Genomic DNA, 24,729 nt, shown 5'->3' with positions numbered 1-24,729 from the left:
CTCCCAATCCCACCCCTTGAGCAGGTCCGGGAACAGAAAAACGTTCTCCTGGTAGTACTTGCCGTGCATGTTCATCAACGAGTAGCCAAAACCCAGATCATGGGCCAGAGTCATCAGGTCACCGATGTGCGGCAGGGAGGTTTTCATGACAATGCTGTGAATGGTGGCACTCCAACCGGGCCGCTCCTTCATCATGGCCGAAAACTTCCGCAAGTTCTCCCGGACCTTTTCCCAGGATGCCCCTCGGCGCAGTGACTCGTAGGCGGAACCGATGGCGTCCACGCTGAAGGTGAAGTCGACCTTGGGAATGGCCGAAAGCTCGTCCAGGACCTTATGCAGTAGCGTGGCGTTGGTGGTGATCTTGAGACATGTGTCGCCCATCCTGGACCAGTCATAGGACCGGATGAACAGATTGAACCCCGGGTTAAAAAACGGCTCGCCGCCGCCGACGCGAATGAAGTCCAGCTGATTCCAACCTATTTCCTCCAACCTGGCGAACAGTTTGCTGAACGTCCTGAAATCCCCTTCCGGGTCCCTGGACGTACGGATGGATTTACAAAAGACGCAATTGATGTTGCACGGTGATTCCACCACCAGGGAGACTGACCGGGGACTGTGCGGGGCCAGCAGACTCAAATCCAGGCCAGAATCCGCATTTTCCTCGTATTCCTTGTTGTAGCCGCACTCGATGCAGACCTTGCAGCTGTAGGGAATGTTGTCGTCCACAAACGCCTGTCTGAGATTGATGAGACTGTTGCTGTTGAATAAATCGAGAAAATCGTCCGAATTGTCCAAGCGCTCTTCCAGCTCTCGGTTGCCTATGGGAAAAGTCACGTCGCAACACGGCCCGTATCCCTTCTCCATGATATAGAAATGCGTCCATGGAGCCAGGCATTTGACCTTTCTGGGCGACTGTCCCGTACGCTCTTTGCTCATATCAGCCCCCCTGCCTACGGGCGAAGACTCCGGTCCTGCCCTCGATGCGAACTTCGAATCCCTTGGATTCGATCACCTCGACAACGGCTGAGACGTTGTCTCCCCCGTCTCTGCCATAGGGAGCCGCGACAAAAATGTTTTCCACCTTGTCGAAGCCGTTACCCAACCCCTTGAGGGCCTCGACCTCGGCCCCGTTCACCTGGATGGTCAGCAGTTTGACCTCAGGCACGCCGTGGTCCCGGAAGAGGTTCTCCAAGGTGTCCGTGCGGACCGGCACCATGGCAAAATCCTCCATGGGCGCATGGCACGCCTTGAGAAGGACGTCACTCCTGAAGCTGTTCGCGTGGTTCTTATGGCAATAGGCCTCGACCACATCCTTCCGGTCCAGGACCCCACAATTGATCGCAGTGCTGGTCCCGGGAAAATTGAAGGAAAAATTCTTTTCGAGGACGGCGTGGCAGTCGGGCTGCAACTCGATGCCGAACACATGCCCCGTCGGGCCGACCTGCTTGCAGAACCACATGGAATAGTAGCCGAGATATGCGCCCACCTCCACGACCACATCCCCGGGCTTGATGTCGCAATGCATATGCGGCACCACCCCCCGGTTGGCCTGGTGACGAAAAGAGATGTCCTTGAGAATCTGGATGACGGACGATTCCAGGCAATCGGCAAAACCATAGTCTTCCAATCCCTTGTCCACGCCGATCTTGGAATTGTGCCGCTCGGCCTCCAGGGGAAAACGGAAAAAGCTGATCCCGTCATACACGACAAAAGGATGATTGCTGTCGGTTACTCCCGCCCTGAGCGGACCTTCAAGACTGGTTTCCGCGAGTTCTTGCAGTTCATCAAAGGGTCGCAGCATATATCGCTCCATTGGGGTTTGCTGGGGGAGACTCCAGGGGCATCGTCTAGTAAACGACGTCGACCATGGGCGGCAGGAAGGACGGATGATAGGGCTTGTCACACCGGGAGCATGCCCCCAAGGCCTTGGTCTCCCGGTTCAAAAAGGACTCGATTATCTTGGCCAAGAGCGGGCTTTGGCCCATTTCCTCAAGACTCTGCTCCCGGATATTCCCGACAATGAATTCCTGGATGGCCGGACCACAGCCGCAGACCGTCACCCTGCCGTCGGGCAGCACCATCCATGAGTTGAGCATCCGCTTGCACAGCGGCTGTATCTTTCCATCCATCCTGGGCTTAAAGCTATGGATTTCAGAGGCCTGGCACAAACTGCCAAATTCCAGCGTCTCGCCCTGGCTGCTCGCAAGGGATATTCTGTATGACAGGACGTCCAGTCCGCAGTCGTTGAAGAACGCCTGGACTTTGTCTGCTGTTTCCGGCTCATTGTCCAACACACAGGATTTGATGGTGAAGGCATTTGGAGGCAGGGTTTCGGCCATGAACCGAATCAACCGGCTTGTGTGGTCGAATCTGCCGCCCACATACTGCGACTCGTAACTCTGCTTGTCCCAACCGGAATACGAGAGGGCGATGTGCACGCCCTGTTCATGCAGGGTCTTGATCTTTTCCTCGTCGAAGAGAGAGCCGTTGGTTATCAACGACATTTTCAGACCTGCCTCAGCAGCCTGCCTGACCAAGGGGAAAAATTCAGGATGAAGCAACGACTCCCCATGCCCGTTCAAACCGATTTTCTCCAATCCGGCCTTATGGTATTCTTCGATGACGCGATCAAAGGTCATTTGGTCTATGAAATTCTTCTTCAACATGCCACGTTTGGCGGCCATACACATGGTACACCGGAAGTTGCAGGCAGTGGAAAAGGTCACGGCCAGTACATTGGGCATCCTATTCCTGGACATCCACCGCCCCTGAAGTTGCTCCGAGTACCTTGCGGCATCGTGGCCGAAGGGGAACTCGGGATGGACGAACCGGACTGGGATGCCGTGAACACCGGAGGCGGAGGCAACGATGTGGCTCAATATTTCATACCGGAAGGCGGAAGCGATGATGATCATGTCCACGATCCGAGCCTCGTTCTCCGGCCAATCCAAAAACTTCCAGCAAGGGATTTCCTGATCAGAGCGACTCTCGAACGAATCCAGAAAACAACGAATCCTGACATCGGGTCGATGCTCTTTAAGGAGAGCGGCAACATGCTTGCCGAGACCACCATGTCCGTAAATCGCCACGGATGCTTGTTGGGGAATATCAGAGAATTCAAGCGCTGTATTCATGCTGACTCCTTCCTGGGCGATTAGCAGCCCGGATTGGCGAGGTAGTACTCGGCCGTCTTCCGGATGCCTTCCTCAAGATCTACTTTTGCCTCAAATCCGAGCAGCTCCTTGGCCTTGTCCACGCAGGGTATGCGCAACTCGATATCTGGCCCTTTAGCCTCTCCATAAATGACCTCGGACTTGGAACCGAGCACCCGGGTGATCGTATTGGCCAGACCGTAAATGGTCTGCACGCTGCGGATGTTCCCGATGTTGAACGCCTCACCCACAGCCGCCTCGTTTTCCAGGCACATCAGGGTTCCCTCCATCATGTCGTCCACATAACACCATGCCCTGATCTGCGTACCGTCACCAAAAATGGTAATCGGCTCGTTTTTGAGGGCCTGATTGATGAAGATCTTCATGGCCCCTTCACCCACCTGGCCCGGACCGTAGATGTTGAACGGACGGACGACCGTGGCAGGGAGTCCCTGTTCACGGTGGAAGGCCGAGGCAAGATGCTCCTCCGCCAGCTTGCTCACCGCGTAGGTCCAACGAGCCTGACCTGCGGCTCCGATCACGGTCCGATCCGTCTCGCGGGAAACGAACGCCAGAGACCCCATCACCTCGCTGGTGGAAAAACAAACGATCCGCTTGCACCTGCCGCCTTCCGCTGCCGCACGCAATGCATTGAGAGAACCGACCATATTGACCTCAAGGGTCTTGACCGTATTGCGGACTACCGTGAAGATACCCGCTATCCCAGCGCAATGGATCACGTAATCGGCCGGACGAATTGCTTCGGTCAATTTTTTGACGTCAAGAATATCCCCCTGCACGATCCGCAGGTTGGGATGGCTGGCAAAAGAACAGGATTTCAATGAATTACGGGAAAGGTTATCGAAAACAGTAACTGTATTGTGTTCCAAAAGCCTTCCGGCAAGCCGGGAGCCGATGAAGCCCGCGCCGCCCGTGATACAAATATGTTGACCTTGGATCATTAATTCACTTCCTTAATGAATAAAATTTGAAAGCCGCTAGACACCCAGCATTTTTCATGCCAAAAAAACTTCGGACCGGCCCGGATTTTGCTAGCGATTCTAACAAAGAGAGGCAGTTTTTCGTAGCCAGACTTTTCCGCTAATATATGGATGTCGGACGGGCTGCAGCCCGTCCAGTCCGACTGAACATCGTGGAAAAACATTACGATGCTGAATATCATGAGTAAACCAAAAACAACAATCAGACTGATCAAGCCCTATATTTCCTTTGCTGAACTTGAGCATGATCTGAGGGATATTCTCGCCTCGGGCATTCTTACCAGGGGGCGGAAGGTGGCAGATTTTGCCGAAGGGTTGGCCAGCTACACCGGGTCCCCCCACGCCTACCCGACCACTTCGGCCACAACGGCCCTCTCGCTCTGCCTGAAGGTGCTCGGCATCGGCCGGGGAGACGAGGTGGTGGTGGCGGATTTCTCCTTTCCGGCCTCGGCCAACGTGGTGGAGACAGCCGGGGCCAGACCGGTCTTCTGCGACGTGGACCCAATGACCTGGAACATGGATCCCGACTGCTTGGAGAAACGAATTGGCCCGAAAACCAAGGGAGTGATCTTCGTGGACGCCATGGGTAACCCCTCCGGTGTTCACGCCATATCATCCATATGCGAAAAACACGAAATTCCCCTGATAGAGGACGCTGCCTGTGCCCTGGGCAGTTCAGAATCCGGTCGAAGGTGCGGCTCCATCGCCACACTGAGCTGCTTCAGTTTCCATCCCCGCAAGCTCCTGACCACTGGTGAGGGCGGGTGCGTGACCACGGCGGACCCGGCCATGGCCGAGTCGCTGGCCCTGCTCCTCAACCACGGCGGCACGATGGTGGAAGATCATCTTGAATTCGTCGCTCCCGGATTCAATTACCGGATGAGCGAAATCCAGGCGGCCATGGGCCTGGCCCAGCTTTCCCGGCTGGATGACATCATTCAGCGCCGCCAACAGTTCCGCAATGCATGTACGCACGAGCTCAGGAGCCTGGGGTTCAGGCCACAGGAGACTGGAACAGACGTGCACCACAACGTGCAATCCTTAGTCTACACCGTGCCCGAAGGCATGGACCGCGACAGACTCATCCACCATCTGGCCCATCAGGGAGTGGAGAGTTCGCTGGGAACCTACTGCCTGAGTAATACGAAATTCTATCGTGAAAAATACGACGACGTGCAGCCCATTGCCATGCGGCTACAGGAAACGACACTGACCCTGCCCTGCCATGACGAGGTGGACCCGGATCAATTGATCTCGGCTGTAGCCTCGTTTTCAGGATGACGCCGAATTCCAATGCTCAGAGGAACGCCCATGACCACAATCACTGAAGCAGCAGTCACGAAACATGTCCAAAATTACCTCAGGGACTATGAGGACCGCCTCGGCCCCCGTGAACCCGCGTTGTTCGAGCGGGTCTTCACACCGCCGCTAGCGCGCTACACAAAACGACTCAGGGCCATCCGATTCACCGACATGGACCGGGTACTGGATGCTTGCTGCGGCTTCGGGCAATGGACCCTGTGCCTGGCGGAGCTGAACCGCCGTGTGGATGCCTGCGACATCTCCCCGGTACGCGCAGAAATCGTCAATACCCTGGCTCACGACCTCGGCATAGACTCCATCAAAGCCGTCCAATCCAGGCTGGAGACACTCCCCTATGAGGACAACACCTTTGATGGTGCTTTCTGCTATGTCTCACTCACCTGCACCCCGTGGAAAGAAAGCCTCCAGGAGCTGCACCGGGTCCTGAAACCCGGTGGGCGGGCATACTTCACGGCCAATGCACTCGGCTATTTCGTCCGGCAATGGGTCGAGGAGCCGCACAAGACCGCCCAGCGTTCGCCTCGTTTCTTCACAGCCCTGTCCCTCAAGAACACTCTTGAGTACGAAGAGACCGGCAAAGGCCCGGAACTGGGTCAGGTGGTGGTGGAAAAGGACGAGATGCGGACATGCCTTGATGAGATCGGCTTCACCATAACGGCCATGGAAGACGAAGGATGCATCGATTTGACCAACGGAGAGCATCCCCCGACCAGCTTCTTTCCCGGCGAGTATAACGGCCTGACCTGCTGTTACGAAGTTATTGCATCCAAGTAGGAACCGGCATGGGCAAACGCATTCTCATCGGCACGGCTGAAATCGCCCGAAACACATACAACCTGAGCCTCGGTTTCAGGGAACTCGGCCACCAGGTGGACAGCCTGGTCTACGCCAAGTCCAGGCTCTACAGTGGCCTTGAATACACCCTGTCCGAAGTGGATTTCCTGGACAAGACCACTTACGCCACCAATGAGCACGGCGAGGTCGTCCCCACGCCTCCCCCTTCATTTTATACCTTTGTGGAACAATACGACATCTTCATCTTCAACTCGGGGTCGTCCCTGTTGCCCCGCCTGGTGGACCTGCCGCTTTTAAAGAGCCTTGGCAAGACCGTTGTCTCCAGGCACTGCGGCACCGAGGTGCGCGACTACGAGCTTGCCAAGATTTTCTGGACGGATTTCGGACGGTTCTATCCTTACTACCAAAAGGATCTCGAAACCCCGAAAATATCCTGTACCATCGAAGCGGATCTGCTTGGCCTGAGCCGCTACCATCCGGCGCTGGCCAACAAGATGCACAACGTGCGCACCTCGGAAAGATTTGCAGATGCGGTCTTCAGTGGTCCCCCCAGTCACACCTTGGGCCTGCGTCCCTATTTCCAGTCCGGACCGAGTATAGACGTCAGCCACATTGACTGCAAAATTCCCGGACGAAAGGTGCCGGTCATCCTTCACGCCCCCTCAAGTCCCCTTTACAAGCAGACGGACGCCATCATGGCCATGCTGGACGAGCTGGCCGGGAATGGGCTGCGATTTGAACTCAAACTGCTCCAGGAAGTCCCAAATCACGTGGTCTGCAAAGAAATCACCGAAGCGGACATTGTCATCGACGAACTCTCCTGCGGCAGCGGCCTTCTCGCCTTCGAGGGTATGGCTGGGGGCTGCGCTGTCCTCGGCGGTCACGACGGGGTCTCGTCGGCACTGCCCCGCAACCGGCCCGTTCTGAACATCACCAAGGACAATTTCAAGGCCGCAGTCACAAGGGTGGTCAGAGATGTTCGGTTCCGCACCCAGCTGGCCGAGTTGGGACGCGAATATATTGAACAAGGCTACTCAAGCCCACCGTCCATCGCGCAATACATATTTGATGCCCTGAAACGGGAAAAACAGAACAAATGCGACTACTACCCCACACTGTTCACCGAGAAGGGAACCATCCCCCCGAACGAACCGATGCCGCCATACCTGCTTAAGCGAAATCTTGAGATCATGCTCAGATACGGCGTTCATCCAGGCACCGACCTGCCAAGACTGATACGGGAAGGACTGCTGCCGGAGGAGGCCTCTGCGCAATTCGACCATATCCCCCGATGGGATGTATCGAAACTTATCCAGGAGGGTCCCTGGATACTGACGCACCCGGAGGCCAGATTCGGTTCACCTCATCCGGTTCCGGTCATCGACTGACGGAGTCCTTTATTTCAAGACAAACTCCGCCGCACCAGCTCACCCATGGTCCAGGTCGATTCCTGCACCCTGTTGAGATGCTCAATGGCGGACTCAAGTAGTGTGCCTATGCCTTGCCCTTCAAACCGGTGCGGGGCAATATCCTCTTCCCGAATTTTCGGCACCGGCGGCAGTTGTGCCATAACCTGCCGGAAGCGATCTCTGTCCGGCGTGTTCAGATAGACGTGGATGGGATGGAAATCCAGAACCTGCAGACCCGGCTTGTTCAGGTTGGGGGGGCTGAATGTGTTCAGATCATACCCCAGAAGGAGGTGCAGGTTGTCACTCCACCAGGTCCCTACCCGTTTGATACCAAGGTGCTCGACCAGTCCGACGTGGGGCTGGCCGGGCAGATATTGGGAACAATCGTACAACATTCCGTGCCGCTTCAGCAGGGGCCGTATGTCCGAATGCCAGAAATATTTGTGCGACCGGGAGCCGATGGCCTCTGGGTATATATCCTTGAGGCCCTGCACCACGGATTCCGGATCGGCTCCCTGCGTCGAACCTGGCAGGAAATTCGGGTGTAAAGCTGCTTCAAACAGACCGGACTTACCCAAGGAGTAACGACCGGTACAAAAAATCGTCGCCTTTGCCCCCCCCCTTTCGAGGAGTTCAAGACAACGATCGAGCATGAACTGGGGAACCCAGTCCGTGTCAAAGGTCAGCACCATCAGCGGACGATTTGGCACATCTTCAAAATGTCTATCTCTCATTGGTATCCCTCATCCATTGCCTGGCCTTCATGGCCAGCTCTTTGGAGTGTTCGAGCAGGGCGTTGAAGCGATCGGAACCGTGCAGCCCTACCTGTCTGTTCTCATGGCTTCGCGAGGAATACAGAGTCTTCGCCACATGCAGGAATCGCGCCCCATTCATGGCGAAACGCAAATAGCACTCGTGATCGTCGGCCATGGCCGTCTCGTCATACCAGCCGAAGCGTTCGTGCAGGGACCGGCGGTACAGGGTTGCCACACCGCACAGATACCAGTCACAGAAATTGCGTTTGAAGTCGTAGTCCGGGAACTGGAATTCGCGCACTATCCGCATAGCGTCGTCAACGATGAACAGGTCGGAAAACACAAAGTCCGCAGCATCTTCATCCAACGGCTTGGCCAAGGTGGAAAACATCTGGGGATGACAGATATCGTCCGAGGCTACAAAGGCGCAATACTCGCCCGTGGCCACCTTGAATCCCCGGTTGTAGGTCCGGGTGGATCCCATATTCTGCTTGTTGCGCAGGAACACCACCGTGCGGTTCTTGTCGTACCGCCGGTGCTCATGCCGGACGATCTCATGCTTCTCTTCATCATAGTAGGCCGCAAAGGAAACCCGCTCCACATCAATGTTGTCCACCCACCGCTGGATTATGTCGCCCGACCCGTCGGGAGAGCAATCGTCCACGATGACGATTTCCAGATTCCCGTAGTCCTGGAAATAAATGGAGTCGAGACACGCCTCGATATACGGCGCGTGATTGTAGCTGGGAACGACGACGGATATGCGCTTCATGACAAATACTACTCTTTTTCGGTTCTTCTTCGCGTATCGGAATTAGGTCCGGTGGCTGAAATGGTCTAAAATGGTTTCAACGATTCGGCCGGCGGCGTTGCCATCCCCATAAGGATGAACGTCTTCGGGCATATGAAACGCGCCCTGCCTGACCGCGTTGTGCCAGCCGCGCATGATCTCGCGGTCCGTACCCGCCAGGGTGTTGGCCCCGAACTCCACCGTCTCAAGCCACTCGGTCTCCTCGCGGACTGTCAGACACGGCTTGCCGAGGAAAAACGCCTCCTTCTGGATACCGCCGGAGTCGGTGACAATGCCAAGGGCATTCGCCTGGAGCCGGAGCATGGACAGGTATGGTAAAGGCTCCACCACCTGGACCGTTTCCGGGATGGACAACCCATGGGCCTGCGCCAGCTTGCGAGTCCGGGGGTGCAAGGCCAGGATCACCGGCGTTGTTCGCCCCATCTCTCCCAATGCGGACAGAATGGCTTCCAGCTTTTCCCTGTGATCAGTGTTCTCTGCCCGGTGCACGGTGGCCAACAAATAACCGCCCGCAGTCAGGCCCTGAAAGTCGGGCGGGTCCGTCTTACCGTCCGCCTGTGTACGGTAGTGCACAACCGAATCATACATGACATCGCCAACCAGGTGCACGCCCTGGGTGATGGATTCACGACGCAGGTTGTCCACGGCGGTCTGCGTCGGACAAAGGAGCAGAGAAGAAACATGGTCGGTGAGAATGCGGTTGACTTCTTCGGGAATGGCCTTGTTGAAACTGCGCAGCCCCGCCTCCACATGAAAGACCGGGGTGTGCAGCTTGGCCGCAGCCAAGGCTCCGGCCAGGGTGGAGTTGGTGTCACCGTAAACCAGGACAGCGTCATGGCTGTTCCGGGTCAGGACTGATTCCAGGGCTTCGAGCATCCTGGCTGTCTGCGCCCCATGCGGCCCGGAACCCACGCCCAGGTTCTCGTCCGGACGGGCTATATTCAACTCGTCGAAAAACGTCTGGCTCATGGCATGGTCATAGTGTTGGCCCGTGTGCACAAGATATTCCACCAATTCAGGCCCATCGCCGGTCCTGTTATGGGCATTGACGGCCCTGGACACGGTAGCAGCCTTGACGAACTGGGGACGAGCCCCCACGATGGTCACCAGAGTCAGCCTGTCCATGTCGCTCACACCTTGGAGACCCAGTTGACGGCCGCTTCCACATGGGTGCAGATCTCGTCCAGGGTTTTCGGTTCGACATAAGGGGACATGGGCAGGGAAAAGACTTCCTGAGATGCGACTTCGGACACCGGAAACGCGCCATGCTCGTACTTGAGATAGGCAAAGGCTGTTTGCAGATGCAATGGGCAGGGATAGTACACGGCAGTCGGCACCCCCCGTTCCTTGAGAACAGCCTGCACCTCATCGCGCCTCGGATGGCGCACCGTGTACTGGGCCCAGGCGCTGGTGCAGCCGGGGCTGACCACCGGCAAAACAAGGTTCGGAACACCGGAAAGTCCTTGGGCATAGCCGTCGGCCACGACCTGGCGTTTGACCAGTTCATCCGGGAATATGGCCAGCTTGGCCAGCAATACTGCTGCCTGCAAGGTGTCCATACGCGCGTTAAGCCCGGTCCGCACATTGTCGTATTTGTGGCCGCCCTTGCCGTGCACCCGCAGCGAACGACAGACCTCGGCCACGGTCTCGTCATTGGTGAACACCGCACCGCCATCGCCGAAACACCCCAGAGGCTTGGCCGGAAAAAAGCTGGTGGCCGCTATCTTTCCGCAGGTCACGGCCCTGCCGTCCTGGTACTGCGCGCCGAAACTCTGGGCCGCATCGGCCAACGTCGTCAGGCCGTGCTTCAAAGCCACGGCGTTGATGGCATCGTAGTCCGCCGGATGTCCGAACAGGTCCACCGGTATGACCAGTTTCAGCCTGAGCGGCTCGTCCCCGAGGGCGGTGATGGGCAGCGGATATGATGCGGCATCCTGGCTACGAACTGCGGTGGCGGCCAGATCAAGCTGACGCGGGTCCATGTTGAAGGTGACCGGGTCGATGTCAACGAATACAGGGGTGGCCCCCAGCAGCGTGATGACCTCGGCGGTGGCGATGAAAGTGAAGGGCGTGGTGAAGACCGCGTCGCCGGGCCCCACTCCCTCGGCCATAAGCGCCATGAGCAAAGCATCAGTGCCGGACGAACAACTGATACAATGGTCTGTCCCGGCAAAGGAGGCCAGCTCACGCTCAAGCTCGGCCACCTCCGGCCCCATGATGAACCTCCCGTGGGCCAGGACCGTGTCCATGCGGCCGCGAACGTCTTCTTCAATGCAGGCGAACTGCGCCTTGAGATCAATGAAGGGAATCATGGAAACTCCTCGTGTTCGGCACGGCTCAGGCGGCCGGCTGCTCAGGGAAATCGTAGGTCTTGCCGCACTCCGGACAGGCGTTGTCTTCAAGCTTGACCCCGCACTGACAGACCCAGCCGGACAAACGGGCCGGGTTGCCCATGACCAATGCGTGGTCCGGTACGGCCTTGGTTACCACCGCGCCTGCACCGACCAGGGCATACCGGCCAATATCATTGCCGCAAACGATGACGCAGTTGGCCCCGAGAGTCGCCCCCTTGCCCACTCTGGTGGGCCGGACCTCGCTCATCCGGCTGATGTTCGCCCTGGGATTGAACACATTGGTGAAAACCATGGACGGCCCGCAAAAGACATTCTCTTCCAAGGTTACGCCGGTATAGACCGAGACGTTGTTCTGAATCTTGCAGCCGTCGCCGACAGTGACGTTTGGCCCGACGCAGACACTTTGTCCCATGCTTACGTTTTTCCCGATGACGGACCCGGACAGGATGTGGGAAAAATGCCAGACCTTGGACCCGCTGCCCAAAGTCACATTATCATCGAGGACCGCTGTTTCGTGTACGAATACTTCAGAAACGGCCTTTTCTCCCTGGGCGTCCCCTCTCATGGTCACCAGACGACCGTGGTTGTCCAGGGACTTCTGGCTCGCATTGAGCACCTTGAGCACGCGCAGCCCTTCATGACCATCGGTGCGCGGCGTTTGCCCCTGTTCGAGGCAGTCGAGAAAATGCTGGCATTCGAGCTTGAGTGGCTCGGACTGGGATAGCTTGACCGGAAACCCGTCGGCCTTGTTAGGCACCGGGGTGTTGTTTTCCCAGCGGACTTCATGGGGATAGAGGACCAGTTTTTCGGGCCAGGGTTTGGTGTCATCAAACACGGCCATCTTCTTGTCGCCCACCACTACCAGCTTTTGTTCCTTGAACGGATGCAGCCAGGACACGAAGATGTGGGCCTTGAGTCCGGAGGGAAATTCCAGATGGGTAGTAGTGACGTCGGCAATGTGCTCGTGCAGGTAGTTGGCGCCCACGGCCATGACGGATTCCGGTTCCTCGCCCGCCAGGGACAGGATCATGGATATGTCATGGGGAGCAAAGGACCAGAGTATGTTCTCCTCGCGCCTGATCTTGCCCAGATTGAGCCGGTGGGAACAGATATAATTGATCCTTCCCAGGTCGCCAGCGCTGGCAAGGGTTCGGATGGCCAGAAAGGCCGGATGGTACTGGAGCAGATGACCGACCATGAGCACTCGCTCACGGCTGTCGGCAATGGAGATCAACTCCCTGGCATGGTCCTCGTTCAGGACCAACGGCTTTTCCACGTACACATGCTTACCCGCCAGGAGAGCAGCCTTGGCCTGCTCAAAATGCATCTCAGCAGGGGTGGCCACCACCACGCCAGTGATGTCCTCACGGCCCAAAGCCTCGGACAGTTTCACACAGGTGTCCACACCCGGATACTGCTCCCGAAATGAGGCCAGCGTGGCCTCATTGTTGTCACAAATGCACGCCAGAGCGCCCAGGTTGTAAAAATTGCGGATCAGGTTTTTACCCCAGTATCCGGCGCCGATAACAACTATCTTCTGTGATTTTGACATCTGCTTACCAACCTAAATGTATGACGGGTTGAGTATTCATGTGGCAATATTTTCCCATTTTATCGGTGAGTTGGCAGAGAGCATTCCCGCGAAATACCACCAGGGCCAATCGATTGCTCACCGAATAACCGATTTCAGCCGATATTTGCAACACTCATGCCAAGGTGAAATCGGATTCGTCTGTATACCGGACTGCGCTGCGGCCCAACCCCAAGGCCCGGTAATCGTCGGTCAATTCACCCTTATGCCCGAACAACTCCCCCTGATAGCGACGCGGCACAGAGAAGGAGACCGGCCTCATGCCTGTCTGGACCAGACGGGTGCGGACAATTTCAAGCAGGGCCAACCCACGGACAGACTGCCCCAGTGCCGGATGCCAGGGTCCGGCCAAGATGTTCTCCCTCAATGAATTTTCCGGAGCCAGACCGAAGCGAATGACGCGCACATTCCGTTCCCACAACAGGGGCAGAGCAGCGGCCAATTCCTGTTTAGCATGATCGAGCGACCACGGTTGGAAGCCGCCCCGCTTCCATATTTCAGCCAGAGGCGTGCCCTTGATGACCATGCATGGATAGAGCCTGATGGTCTCGGGTCTGAGGGCCGCAGCCGTGCGCACGTCGGCTGCAAATAGGCCAGGCCGGTCCCCCGGCAAGCCGGGCAGGAGTTGAACGCCCAGGGAGAGCCCCGCTTCCTTGACCCATTGGCAAGCGCATCGGGCAACCTCTCCGGCATACCCCCTACTTGAGGTAATAAGGGCTGCATCGTCAAAGGACTGTATGCCGAGTTCGACCATGTCCAACCCCAGCCCACGCAGAGAATCCAGAACATCGCTGCTCACACAGTCGGGTCGAGTGGAACAACGTACGCGAGAGATCAGACCGCGCTCCCGAAAACGGGCGGCCAAGCCAAGAAAGGTCTCCGGCCAAGGCTCAGGCAGAGCCGTGAACGTACCCCCGTAAAAGGCTATTTCATAGGGACCTTTTCCCCGGGCCAGGGCTTGATCTAAGTCTGACTCAAGGGAACGCAGGATGTCGGCGAGTGCGGCCTCGTCGCGACCGGTCTGCTTATCCTGAGCACAAAATGCGCACCGGTACGGGCAACCCGCAAAAGGCAGAAAAACCGGCCAAACGCGGGTGGCGGTCGGCGTGGGTTCAGGGTGGGTGAAAACAATACTGTCTGACATGCCTGTTGAGGATACAACACAACATCACCATATACCACTGACATTTCCCGGTTCAACATGGCTGAAGAAGTTGCTTAGCACCATGCTTTGGCGTATCACTACTCCATGAAAATCGGCGTACTGCAACTCAATCCCGTGGTCGGCGACCTGAAAGGCAATGCTGCCGGAATCGCCAGGGCTGCTCAAGAGGCGAAACGGCTCGGGGCCGACCTGTGCCTGACTTCGGAGATGGCCCTGACCGGCTATCCTCCCCGCGACCTTTTGCTCTATGGCGGCTTTGTGGAGCGGACATGGGCCCAGGCCGAAGCACTGGCCCGCGAACTTGCGGACGGCCCGCCGCTTCTGCTCGGCGCGGTGGAGAAAAACGATACCGGCCTGGGCAAGCCCGTCTTCAACTGTGCCCTGTGGTGCGAGGGCGGCGAAATCCGGCAATCCGTCAGGAAGACCCTGCTCCCGACCTACGACGTGTTTGACGAGGCCCGCTATTTCGAACCGGCTCCCACCGGAAACCCCGGCCAGAACATCATCGAATTCAACGGCCTGACCCTGGCCGTGACCATTTGCGAGGACGCTTGGAACGACAAGGATTACTGGGAGCAGTGCTCCTACTCCCGCGACCCGCTGGAGGAAGCTAACGCCCACAACCCCGACCTGATCCTCAACCTGTCGGCCTCGCCCATGTCGCTGGGCAAACAGGCACTGCGCCAAGACATGCTCGGCGCGGTGGCCCGGAAATACACCACCCCCCTGATCTACGCCAACCAGACCGGCGGTAACGACGATTTGGTCTTTGACGGCCGGTCCTGCGCCTTTGGCCCCGACGGCAGGCTTATCGCACGTGCGATGGGCTTTGCTGAAGACGTGCTGCTGATAGACCTGGACGATTTGTCCGCCAATACCGTTGCCGAAGACGATCTTTCCCGCGAGGCCGAGACCTGGAACGCCCTGGTCCTGGGCACCCGCGACTATGTGCTCAAGAGCGGTTTTTCCTCGGCCCTGGTGGGATTGTCCGGCGGCATCGACTCCGCTGTCACCGCCGCTGTGGCGGCCGAGGCCCTGGGCGCGAACAACGTGACCTGCGTGCTCATGCCCTCGCCCTACTCAAGCCAAGGCTCCATCGACGACTCCCTGGCCCTGGCTGAGAACCTGGACATCAAGACCCTGACCCTGCCCATCGAGCCGATCATGGCTCAATTCGAACAGACGCTCTCCGTCCCCTTTGCCGGGTATGGCCCGGACACCACCGAAGAGAACATCCAGTCCCGCATCCGGGGCAACCTGCTCATGGCCCTGTCCAACAAATACGGCAGCCTGCTCCTGACCACGGGCAACAAAAGTGAACTGGCAGTGGGGTACTGCACCATCTACGGCGACATGTCCGGCGGTTTCGCGGTCATCTCGGACGTGGACAAGACCGGGGTGTTCAATCTGGCGCGCTGGTACAACAAGCATGTCGGCCCGTACATCCCGGAGGCGATCATCACCAAGCCGCCGTCTGCCGAGTTGCGACCAGACCAGAAGGACCAGGACTCCCTGCCCGAGTACGACGTCCTGGACGCCATTCTGGAACTGCACATCGAACGGCACAAATCCGAACGGGAAATCGTTGCGGCGGGGTTTGACCGGGAGACCGTGGCCAAAGTGCTGAAACTGGTGCGGTTTGCCGAATTCAAACGCCGTCAGGCCGCTCCGGGAATCAAGCTGACGCCGCGCTCCTTCGGCACGGGCTGGCGGATGCCCCTGGCCTGCAAGCGGGAGCTTTAGAGATTTTTCACGGAACGGCCTATGATGGAAAGAAATTCCTCACTCATGGCGAGGACGTGTCTGAAGTAGAGCCGCAGTCCCTTGCGCCGATTGGCCTCATCGCCCCGGAATACCAGTTTCTGGAAATCCCAATTGCTAAAGCCCGTATGCCGTTCCACCATGTAAGTGATGTTATTCCTGTCCAACTGATCCAAAATGGCCATACCCTTGGCCGCCATGGCCGGCCCGGTATCCTCCAGCATAGTCCGGGCCACGTCGCGCAAATTGGTCCAGAGACCCAACTCATGCTTGATATATTTCCGCACCTCCTCCCGATCCAAGCGGGGCGGGTGCGGCCTGAACAGGGCGGCCAGTGAAGGCATTGTGCCGGACAACTCAGGTTCCTCCTCGAAAGAAATGCCCGGCCCATACAGAATACTGGCCCGAGAGGTGTTGACACATACGATGTTCGAAAGCCGAATTTCCTCGGCCAGCCACAGGGCCGCGTCCCGGAAATTGAGAGTGGTATAAAGCTGCTCGTCAAAAGGCGTAGTCACCGGGTAGAGTTGAGGGTACTTATTGATCAAGGTCTGTTCGCCCTGCTTCGGTTTCTCCTTCACAGAGCCCTTAACGTAATCCAGCCCCCAGGGGTTATCCGAGGCGAGCTGCACCCCGATCAACACACACTTCGCGCATCCAAGATGCCGGGCCAGGGAGAACGCTGTGGATATGACCGAACCGTGCAGCTTCAGGTTGCCCCGCTGGCCGAAGACTTGAGGCAGGAAAGAGCCGAACAGGTATTTGATGCCGAACCTGTCGCCACCTAAATCCGACAGGCAGTGACCCACAAGGATGGTCCCGGGCAATTCGGGGATATGCCTGAAGACCAACCCGGACTCCAGGGAAGTGTCGTTGATGACCACGAAATGTGGATGAATGCCAGCCTCCACTAGGGGCTTGACCGCATTGTTCACGCAGATGACCACCGCCCGATCCCGGTTACGCCGGATGTATTCGAGCTTCCCGTCCAATTCCGGGCCGGCTGCCACCAGAATGGCATCGGTATCCTTGAGGCGGTTCTTGAGCTGTGAAATATCGGAGAATAAAAGATAGTCGGGAATATTCTCGTAGACATGCACCTGCTGATCAAGCAGGAGCCCGCGATGGATGTCCCGCAATGGCCGCGACCGACATAGAGACTGGCCGGACAGTCCGTAGATGGCGTGACGGTAGTGAAGAATCTCAAGGTACTCGACAACCTGATGCGCCCACGATCCATAGTTGCGCCGGATGCGATCGGTCATGAAAAAGGCCGGGGTGCCCAGCCGGAACATGTCTCCGGGCAGCATCTCCTGGAGAGCGGGATTAAAGGAATAGGGATTGCCCGTAAAACAGAACAGGTTGTCCCGGTTCAATTCGGCCAGCTTGAAACGCTCCAAGAATTTGATGAGCACGCGCTCATCCGGCTCGAACAGAATCACTACGGCCTGGCGTGAGGCCACGCATTGCCTGAGCGCCTCGGAATCGGCCACACCGAGCAGGACAACCAGCCGGGTCTGCTCCAGAGCCTCGGGCATGGAGGTGTCCTGGGCAAAAAACCGATAGGTGGTGACGGACTCGTCCTGGTAAGGGTGTTGATACCTGGGGTGCTCGAACCGGCAAAGCTGATTGTGGTCCGAATACCTATACGGTCCAGGGTCTTCCGCGCCATCGCCGAAGACCTCGACAGGTTCGCCCCTGCACAAAATGCCCAATTCTACCAGGGCGGCTATCTTGCTGTTCTCCATACGTTCTCTTCAGCTCCCGCAACCACTGTGATTCAATTGAACAACTTGGCCCCGGTCATGGAATTTGTCAAGGTTACCGGGCCTCTCCGAAAGAAGCAGTCAAACGAACCTTTTTTATTGGTCAATTTCATAGTATAGCTGTGGACCGAACACGACCCGAACCGCGAAGGAGCCGGCATGCAAAGCAAGAAGAAACGCAACCACAAGACGATGGAACAGGTCAGGAACATCCTCCTGGTCCTGCTTGCGGCCTTCGTCATCTTCATCTTCTTCAATCTGGATATCGTACGCAAAGGTGAATCCGTTTTCTCCAACACCAGCAGTAAAAAGCTCAAATTCGCCGGAAGCATGGACCGCAAGGACTACACGGATACAGAGTTGGAACGGATTCGCGACTATATCAAAGTCCGCAACAAGCTGTTTGAAGAGGTCAAGATCGAAGCCTCGCCCCAGGACAAATACAAGGAGATCGCCCCGACCACGGAAATCCTCTTCGAGGTCCATGTGGTCATGGCCGACGGGTTCAAATTCACCACCCCGGTCCGCCGCACCCAGCGAAAGGACTTGTCCTTAACCATCCTCGCCAAGCTCGACAAGGATGTGCAGGCGTACATCGAGCTGAAAAAACAGGGGAAAAAACCCACTTCAATGATCAACACCATGTGAGGCCGGGGGCGGCATGCGAACGATCTCCCCAGGCTTGCGCCGGATGCCGGACGCAGTGTAGAGGAATTTTCACTGGGCGGATGATATGACAAAAACATATGACACCATCATCTGCGGCGGTTCGCTGGCAGGCAGCGCGGCCGGGATTTCACTGGCCCGGCAAGGTTTTTCCGTGGCCATTCTTGACCGCGAACGGTTTCCGCGAAACAAGTTGTGCGGCGGGCTGCTGACCTGGAAATCCATCCGCCTGCTGGAATCCTTGTTCGGAGAAACGCCGGAATCCCTGACCCGGAGTGGTGCCATCAACCACACTTCCGACCGCTACTCCATCCGAACCTTGTCACAGCCCCTTGCCGAAGGCTCCCTCTCCTTTCCCTTCCACTTCGTGGACCGAACCCTGTTCGACGACCTGCTCCTCTCCCGCGCACGGGAAGCCGGGGCCGAAGTCTTCCAGGAAACGCCGGTCACGGCCTGCGACCCGATCAAGGGAGTGGTCACCTGCCGGGACGGCCGGACCTTCCAGGGCCGATATGTCATCGGTGCGGACGGTGCCAACTCCGTTGTGCGGAACTCGTTCCCTTTCCTCGACCGGGACCGGATAAAACGTTTCATGGCCCCGACCATCGAAATCAAAGTTTCGAAAGAGGCCTTGCCGAGACCTTTGAAAAACCCGGAACTCTATGTTGGATTCATGAACGCCGGCTATGGATGGGTCTTTCCGAACCGCGATCGGATCATCGTGGGTATCTGCGGATTACGCCGCAATAATATCAACTTTTCCCAGGTGTTTAAAGATTATCTAGATTTTCTCGAGATTAAATCAGACGCAATTCCCGACCTGCGCGGACACCCGCTTCCCTATGGAAACTACCTGGAGAATCCGGTCCACGGCGTGACCCTGCTGGCCGGGGACGCGGGCGGATTCGTGGAGCCGCTGCTCGGCGAGGGCATCTTCTTTGCCCTGTGCACAGGCATGTACGCGGGCCAGGCCGTGGCCCAGGCCCTGACGACCGGAACCCACCCCGGCACGGCCTACCGGGTCCGACTGAACCGATACGTCATGCCCGAACTCAAGGGCTCCAATATCCTGCGCTGGACCCTGTTCAGGGGGGTGCAATGGTTCGGATCGGCATCGCTGCGCTGGTTCATTCGCATGGCCGGAACCCAACTCGGCGACATGGTCCACGGTAAGCGCTCCTACCGGTGGCTGCGGAAAAAGCACTGGGATTTCTGAAAAGATCCGGTCCGGCTTGAATCATTAGGCCATTCCATCTATAAGGAGTGACGGCGACTTTTCAGCCGCATGACCTTGCAAGGGAGTACCCATGGCCGGAAAAATCCTGATCATCGACGACGAAGCAACCATCCGTCTTTCCCTGCGCGGCATTCTCGAGGACGAGGGACTGGACATCGTGGAGGCGGAGTCCGGCGAACAGGGACTGGAAATTCTGGGAACCGACATCCCGGACCTGGTTTTTCTCGATATCTGGCTGCCGGGCATGGACGGACTTGAAGTGCTTGAAATCATCTCTCGGGATTACGAAGGACTCCCCGTAATCATGATCTCCGGCCACGGCACCATTGAAACTGCGGTCAAGGCCCTGAAAAAGGGGGCTTTCGACTTCATTGAAAAGCCTCTTTCCCTGGAAAAGGTGGTGGTTTCCTCGCGCAACGGCCTGGAATTCTCCCGTCTGCGCCAGGAAAACATCGCCCTCAAGACCCGCATCAGTTCGGAGCAGCCCTACACCCTGACCGGCGAATCCGAACCCATCGTCACCCTCAAGGAAGTCATCGGCAGGGTGGCCCCCACCGAAGCCTGGGTGCTCATCACCGGCGAAAACGGCACGGGCAAGGAAATCGTGGCCCGGTCCATCCACGACCAGTCCAGCCGATCCGACCGGCCCCTGGTGGCCGTGAACTGTGCGGCCATCCCCGAAGAACTCATCGAATCCGAACTCTTCGGCCACGAAAAGGGCGCGTTCACAGGCGCGGACAGGGCCCAGGAAGGCAAGTTCGAACTGGCTGACGGCTCCACTCTCTTCCTTGATGAAATCGGCGACATGAGTCTGAAGACACAGGCAAAGATTCTCCGCATTCTCCAGGAACAGGCCTTTGAACACGTGGGCGGGCGCAAGACCATCACCGTGGACGTGCGCGTCATCGCGGCCACCAACAAGGACCTGGCCAAAGAGATCGAGGCCGGTAATTTCCGCGAGGACCTATACTACAGGCTCAAGGTCTTTCCCTTGGAACTGCCCCCCCTGCGCGACCGGACCGACGACATCCCGCTGCTGATCAATGATTTCATGGGCATATTGGTCCGACAGCACGGGTTCAAACCCATTTCCTTTGCCCCTGACGCCATTGCCGTTCTCAAGGAATACCCCTGGCCGGGCAATGTCCGGGAACTGAAGAATTTCGTGGAACGCATGTTCATCATGTACGCCGGGGACACGGTCACCCCGGACCGGTTGCCGCCCGAGTTCAAAAAGGTCAGACCGGCCCCCGAGCCGAACCCGGCCACTTCCGTTGGACAGGATGCCGTGGAAGAACTGATCGCAGACGGACCGGCCGACCTCAAGCAGGCGCGTGCCGACTTCGAAGCCCGGTTCCTGGAGGCCAAGCTCAAGGAATTCGACGGCAACATCTCGCAGCTGGCCAAATCCATCGGCCTGGAGCGCAGTTCACTCTACCGAAAGCTCAAGGCCTACAAAATCCAGACGGATTAAGGTGTTAAACTCGGACTAGATTCATCAACGGTTCGAAGGAGTATAGGGCTGGTCTCCTGCCTGATGCCTCTTCAAGCGTACGCAGCAAACCTTCATCAACAAGCGTCCTGCTGAACTTGGCAGCTGTTGTGGATGGGATGCCGCTCCCCTTTGTAAATTTATTATTTCTGAATACCGGATTCGTAAAAATGTAGTCCAACGCCTTAACGTGCCACTTGGATGACAGCTTTTTCCTGAACAAACTTTTCATTTCATTGTACAAAGTGGTAATTTCTTCGACTACTTTTAAATTTCGCATGGCCTGCTTTTCCAATGCTTCCAAAAAAAAACAGCACCACCCCGTCCAGTCACCGGACCTTGAGACCTCTCTCATGCAATCGATATACAAATCCTTTTGCTCTTCAAGATATGCACTAATATAAAAATGGGGTTCGGAGATCACCCCGGCGTTCCATAGCATCAATGTAATCAGCATTCTACCTATACGACCATTGCCATCTTTAAACGGATGCAAGGCTTCGAATTCGACATGCGAAACCGCTGTCTTGATCAAGTCCAATTCATTTTTATTTGCGATATATTCAAACAAGCTGTCCAATCCATCAATCAATTTTTCCGGACTAATCGGAACGAACAGGATGTTGCGCTGGGTTTTATCTGCCAGGTAATTCTGCTCATTTTTAAATTTACCAGGATTTTTTTCCGCACCGCGACCTAAAAACAAAAGTCTTTGGTGAATCGCACGGATGAACCAACTTGAAATCTGACGCCCATTCTCCATTGACTGTTGAGCAGATTTCAATGCCCTCTGGTATAGCAACGTCTCGATGACTTCGGACCTGGTCTGTGTCACGCCATACTCGTCTTCATCAAAGTCTGCCTCATATCTCAATATTTCATCCATCGTACTTATGGTCCCTTCCATACGTGATGAAATGATCGCCTCCTGGTTACGAAGGGGGGCCAACAGTATTTCGCTATTGTGCATATTCTTCAACATTTGATCGTACCGTGCGATAGCATCGGTAGCTAACGCCAACGGTCTGATAATTTTTGCATAATCGAGATTGTTTGGCGGAAACTGATCGTAGTGGTAGTTGACTGCGTTTTCGAAATTCAAATCCGGAAGCTTGCTTAACATGTTTTTTCCTGTTTATTTTGCTTACTAAATTTTAAACATTTAAAACATCAACATTGTTTCATGTCAAGATTGTTGTCTTTTAGGCGACAAATCGACTTATTTGTTTTTTTGCGCAGTGAGTGGGCTATTAGTTTCCCAAAAATAAATATTGAGGAAGACAAAACTTTTTGAATGCGCAAATTGGAAGACAAAACTTTTTGACTCCCAAAAAGAGGCTTTCCGCGTAGACAAGATTTTTTGAGTGCACAAATTGGAAGACAAAACCTTGGAGTTCTTAAATCCAAAAAACGCCCTATTTACAGAAAGGGGCAAGATGGTCATACTTTAGGGAGCGGAAAACCTTTTCAAGGGACAAACCGATGGCATGGGACCCGGATAGATACGAAGCATGGTTCGACACCCCGGAGGGGCAGTACGCCCTGGACCAGGAGGCGCGGCTGTTGCAGGACGTGCTGGCCGGATGGCCCCGCCGCAAGCACAAGCTGTTGGAGATCGGATGCGGCACGGGGCTGTTCCTGGAGATGCTCTATCAGATGGGACTGGACGTGACCGGCATGGACAACTCCCCGGAGATGATCATGGCCGCACGCAAGCGATTCGGCAACCGGGCCGAACTGCACCTGGGCCATGGAGAGCACATGGGCTACTCGGACAACGAGTTCGACTATGCCCTGCTCTGGTCCGTGCTGGAGTTTACGGAAGAACCCGAGGCCATGCTCACGGAAGCCGCCCGTGTGGCCGAAAAGGGACTGCTCATCGGCTTCCTGAACAAGAACTCCCTCTACTACACCATGAACGTGCGCAACTCCGGCTCCACCCTGAGCAAGGCCAATTGGTTCACCTGGTGCGAAATGCAGGACCTCATCCACAATGCCACGGGGTTTCGCCCCACCCTGGCCCGCTCGGTCCTGCCCGGCCCCGCCAAGACCTGGAAACCCACCGGCCTGTGCAACCTGATCAATTCGAAGATCCTGCCGCCCTCACTGGGGGCCTTTGTGGCCGTGCGCGTGGACTTCACGAACATGAAACCCCTGACGCCGCTCTTTGCCTGGAAAAGCGAACCGGAGATGGGCTAGCCACCCGACAACACTATGAAACCACTGCACACCGTTTCCGTGGTCATCCCGGTATGGAACAATTGGGAGTTGACGAGCAGTTGTCTGCACAGCCTCAGGGAACATACCCCCGGCCCGGATTTTCAGGTCATCCTGGCGGACAACGGCTCCACGGACCAAACGCCCGACGAGGCCCCCCTGCTGGGCAAATCGCTCTTCGGCGAACACTTCACCTATTTGCGTCTGACTGAAAATCTGGGGTTTGCCAAGGCGTGCAACGAAGGTGCCTGGGCCAGCTCGGCGGAATATCTCTACTTCCTGAACAACGACACTCTCGTGACGCCCAACTGGTTGCCCCCGCTTCTCAAGGCCATGAAGGGCGACCCCCGCCTTGCCGGTGTCGGCCCCCTGCTCCTGTTCCCTGATGACGGCACCGTGCGCTCCAAGCGGGTGCAGCACCTGGGCATTGCGGTCTCCTACGGCATGGAATTCCGGCACCTGTATGAATATTTTCCCCACACGCATCCGGCCGTCACAAAACAACGCAGGCTGAACGTGGTCACGGCAGCGGCCCTGCTCATGCCCACCCGGCTGTTCAAGGCTGAAAACGGCTTTTTTGCAGGGTTCGTCAACGGCATGGAAGACGTGGACCTGTGTTGCCGCATAGCCCGACAGGGCGGTTATTTTTCGATCATCCCACAGAGCGTGACCTATCACCTCACCCACGGCACCGAAGGACGGTTCGACCATGAGTCCGACAACCTGCGCCTGCTTCGGAGGCGGTGCAGGCACGCAAAGGCGGATTTGTACGACCTGATCCTGGCTGACGGGTTCGAGCCGGGGTTCACCCCCTGGCTGGAGCTGATGGTGCGCTTGCCCGAAGAACGCACGGAAGAACTGGCCCGACACCTCGACGATCCGACCACGGAACATCTGTTCGCGCTCCTGGAGCGGGAACCGCTGTGGGCTGCGGGCTACGACACCCTGTTCCGCATGTTGGCGGATCAAGGCAGATTGACCGAAGCCATGCCCGTGGCCTATTTCCGCTCCCTGCTCTGCCCGAGTCTTCAGTCATTCGCGGATTGCGAGCGTATCATGCGGCAATGCAACATCCCGGACATGGCGGACAAATACGCCGCCACCATCCGGGATATGCAGAGAACCATGGCGGACCGGAAAGGGTTGGCCCGGAAAGCCCGCAACATCATGCAGACCGTCCAGTACCCGACAGTCCAGGCCGCGCTGGAAGCTTTCCTCGACGACTGACCGCCCC

Annotated in this window: 21 protein-coding genes; 9 read left to right on the top strand and 12 right to left on the bottom strand. The window is 56.9% G+C overall.

What is annotated here, in order from left to right:
• The 4 genes from DWB63_RS13375 to DWB63_RS13360 all read right to left on the bottom strand — a co-directional run.
• Window positions 1-936, bottom strand: a 936-nt coding sequence (locus DWB63_RS13375) for a radical SAM/SPASM domain-containing protein (protein ID WP_128329349.1), incomplete at its 3' end; no start/stop codon positions are given.
• Window position 937: 1 nt separating this feature from the next.
• Window positions 938-1,801, bottom strand: coding sequence for an FkbM family methyltransferase (locus DWB63_RS13370; RefSeq protein ID WP_164879894.1), 864 nt, complete (start codon window positions 1,799-1,801; stop codon window positions 938-940).
• Between the two features lie 46 nt (window positions 1,802-1,847).
• Window positions 1,848-3,134, bottom strand: coding sequence for a radical SAM protein (locus DWB63_RS13365; protein ID WP_128329347.1), 1,287 nt, complete (start codon window positions 3,132-3,134; stop codon window positions 1,848-1,850).
• 20 nt (window positions 3,135-3,154) lie between these two features.
• Window positions 3,155-4,114 (bottom strand): NAD-dependent epimerase/dehydratase family protein, encoded by a 960-nt coding sequence (locus DWB63_RS13360; RefSeq protein ID WP_128329346.1) that lies wholly within the window; start codon window positions 4,112-4,114, stop codon window positions 3,155-3,157.
• A gap of 219 nt (window positions 4,115-4,333) precedes the next feature.
• Between DWB63_RS13360 and DWB63_RS13355 the strand changes: the two genes are divergently transcribed.
• Genes DWB63_RS13355 through DWB63_RS13345 form a run of 3 tightly spaced genes read left to right on the top strand, consistent with a single transcriptional unit; the run spans window position 4,334 to window position 7,659 of the window.
• Window positions 4,334-5,434, top strand: a complete 1,101-nt coding sequence (locus DWB63_RS13355; protein WP_128329345.1) for a DegT/DnrJ/EryC1/StrS family aminotransferase — start codon at window positions 4,334-4,336, stop codon at window positions 5,432-5,434.
• A gap of 30 nt (window positions 5,435-5,464) precedes the next feature.
• On the top strand, window positions 5,465-6,250 hold the full coding sequence (locus DWB63_RS13350; protein ID WP_164879893.1) for a class I SAM-dependent methyltransferase: 786 nt from the start codon (window positions 5,465-5,467) through the stop codon (window positions 6,248-6,250).
• 8 nt (window positions 6,251-6,258) lie between these two features.
• Entirely contained in the window at window positions 6,259-7,659 is a 1,401-nt protein-coding gene (locus DWB63_RS13345; protein ID WP_128329343.1) for a hypothetical protein, read from the top strand.
• 14 nt (window positions 7,660-7,673) lie between these two features.
• Here DWB63_RS13345 and DWB63_RS13340 read toward each other — a convergent pair whose 3' ends face one another.
• From DWB63_RS13340 to DWB63_RS13315, 6 genes are all read right to left on the bottom strand, one after another.
• A complete protein-coding gene (locus DWB63_RS13340; RefSeq protein WP_128329342.1) occupies window positions 7,674-8,414 on the bottom strand; it encodes a hypothetical protein in 741 nt (246 codons plus the stop codon).
• The gene (locus DWB63_RS13335) at window positions 8,404-9,207 is read right to left on the bottom strand and encodes a glycosyltransferase (protein WP_128329341.1); all 804 of its coding nucleotides are present in this window, start codon (window positions 9,205-9,207) and stop codon (window positions 8,404-8,406) included. The genes DWB63_RS13340 and DWB63_RS13335 overlap by 11 nt, the downstream gene beginning before the upstream one ends.
• Window positions 9,208-9,249: 42 nt before the next feature.
• Window positions 9,250-10,371, bottom strand: a complete 1,122-nt coding sequence (gene wecB / locus DWB63_RS13330; protein WP_128329340.1) for a UDP-N-acetylglucosamine 2-epimerase (non-hydrolyzing) — start codon at window positions 10,369-10,371, stop codon at window positions 9,250-9,252.
• 5 nt (window positions 10,372-10,376) lie between these two features.
• On the bottom strand, window positions 10,377-11,558 hold the full coding sequence (locus tag DWB63_RS13325) for a DegT/DnrJ/EryC1/StrS family aminotransferase (RefSeq protein WP_128329339.1): 1,182 nt from the start codon (window positions 11,556-11,558) through the stop codon (window positions 10,377-10,379).
• 25 nt (window positions 11,559-11,583) lie between these two features.
• Window positions 11,584-13,152 (bottom strand): Gfo/Idh/MocA family oxidoreductase, encoded by a 1,569-nt coding sequence (locus DWB63_RS13320; RefSeq protein WP_128329338.1) that lies wholly within the window; start codon window positions 13,150-13,152, stop codon window positions 11,584-11,586.
• A 154-nt stretch (window positions 13,153-13,306) separates the two neighbouring features.
• Entirely contained in the window at window positions 13,307-14,335 is a 1,029-nt protein-coding gene (locus DWB63_RS13315) for a radical SAM protein (protein ID WP_128329337.1), read from the bottom strand.
• A gap of 105 nt (window positions 14,336-14,440) precedes the next feature.
• Here DWB63_RS13315 and DWB63_RS13310 point away from each other — a divergent pair, with 105 nt between their 5' ends.
• Entirely contained in the window at window positions 14,441-16,099 is a 1,659-nt protein-coding gene (locus DWB63_RS13310; protein WP_128329336.1) for an NAD+ synthase, read from the top strand.
• Here the strand turns inward: DWB63_RS13310 and DWB63_RS13305 are convergent.
• Window positions 16,096-17,865 (bottom strand): 6-hydroxymethylpterin diphosphokinase MptE-like protein, encoded by a 1,770-nt coding sequence (locus DWB63_RS13305; protein ID WP_128329335.1) that lies wholly within the window; start codon window positions 17,863-17,865, stop codon window positions 16,096-16,098. The two genes, DWB63_RS13310 and DWB63_RS13305, sit on opposite strands and share 4 nt — an antisense overlap.
• Window positions 17,866-18,042: 177 nt before the next feature.
• Between DWB63_RS13305 and DWB63_RS13300 the strand changes: the two genes are divergently transcribed.
• The 3 genes from DWB63_RS13300 (at window position 18,043) to DWB63_RS13290 (ending at window position 21,260) form a co-directional block, all read left to right on the top strand.
• Complete coding sequence (locus DWB63_RS13300; protein WP_128329334.1) at window positions 18,043-18,531, top strand: hypothetical protein; 489 nt, start codon at window positions 18,043-18,045, stop codon at window positions 18,529-18,531.
• Window positions 18,532-18,616: 85 nt separating this feature from the next.
• A complete protein-coding gene (locus tag DWB63_RS13295; protein ID WP_128329333.1) occupies window positions 18,617-19,765 on the top strand; it encodes a geranylgeranyl reductase family protein in 1,149 nt (382 codons plus the stop codon).
• Between the two features lie 91 nt (window positions 19,766-19,856).
• Window positions 19,857-21,260, top strand: a complete 1,404-nt coding sequence (locus DWB63_RS13290; protein WP_128329332.1) for a sigma-54 dependent transcriptional regulator — start codon at window positions 19,857-19,859, stop codon at window positions 21,258-21,260.
• Between the two features lie 4 nt (window positions 21,261-21,264).
• On the opposite strand, the gene DWB63_RS13285 is transcribed toward DWB63_RS13290, so the two are convergent.
• Window positions 21,265-22,401 (bottom strand): Fic/DOC family N-terminal domain-containing protein, encoded by a 1,137-nt coding sequence (locus tag DWB63_RS13285; protein WP_128329331.1) that lies wholly within the window; start codon window positions 22,399-22,401, stop codon window positions 21,265-21,267.
• Window positions 22,402-22,760: 359 nt separating this feature from the next.
• Here DWB63_RS13285 and DWB63_RS13280 point away from each other — a divergent pair, with 359 nt between their 5' ends.
• Together DWB63_RS13280 and DWB63_RS13275 are read left to right on the top strand one after the other, a co-directional pair.
• Window positions 22,761-23,477 (top strand): class I SAM-dependent methyltransferase, encoded by a 717-nt coding sequence (locus DWB63_RS13280; protein ID WP_128329330.1) that lies wholly within the window; start codon window positions 22,761-22,763, stop codon window positions 23,475-23,477.
• Between the two features lie 15 nt (window positions 23,478-23,492).
• The gene (locus DWB63_RS13275; protein ID WP_128329329.1) at window positions 23,493-24,722 is read left to right on the top strand and encodes a glycosyltransferase family 2 protein; all 1,230 of its coding nucleotides are present in this window, start codon (window positions 23,493-23,495) and stop codon (window positions 24,720-24,722) included.
• Window positions 24,723-24,729 lie beyond the last annotated feature (7 nt).

The organism is Pseudodesulfovibrio sp. S3 (assembly GCF_004025585.1).
Classification (GTDB): Bacteria; Desulfobacterota; Desulfovibrionia; order Desulfovibrionales; family Desulfovibrionaceae; genus Pseudodesulfovibrio.
The sequence above is the reverse complement of the archived record's forward strand: the minus strand, read 5'-3'. Positions and strand labels throughout refer to the sequence as shown.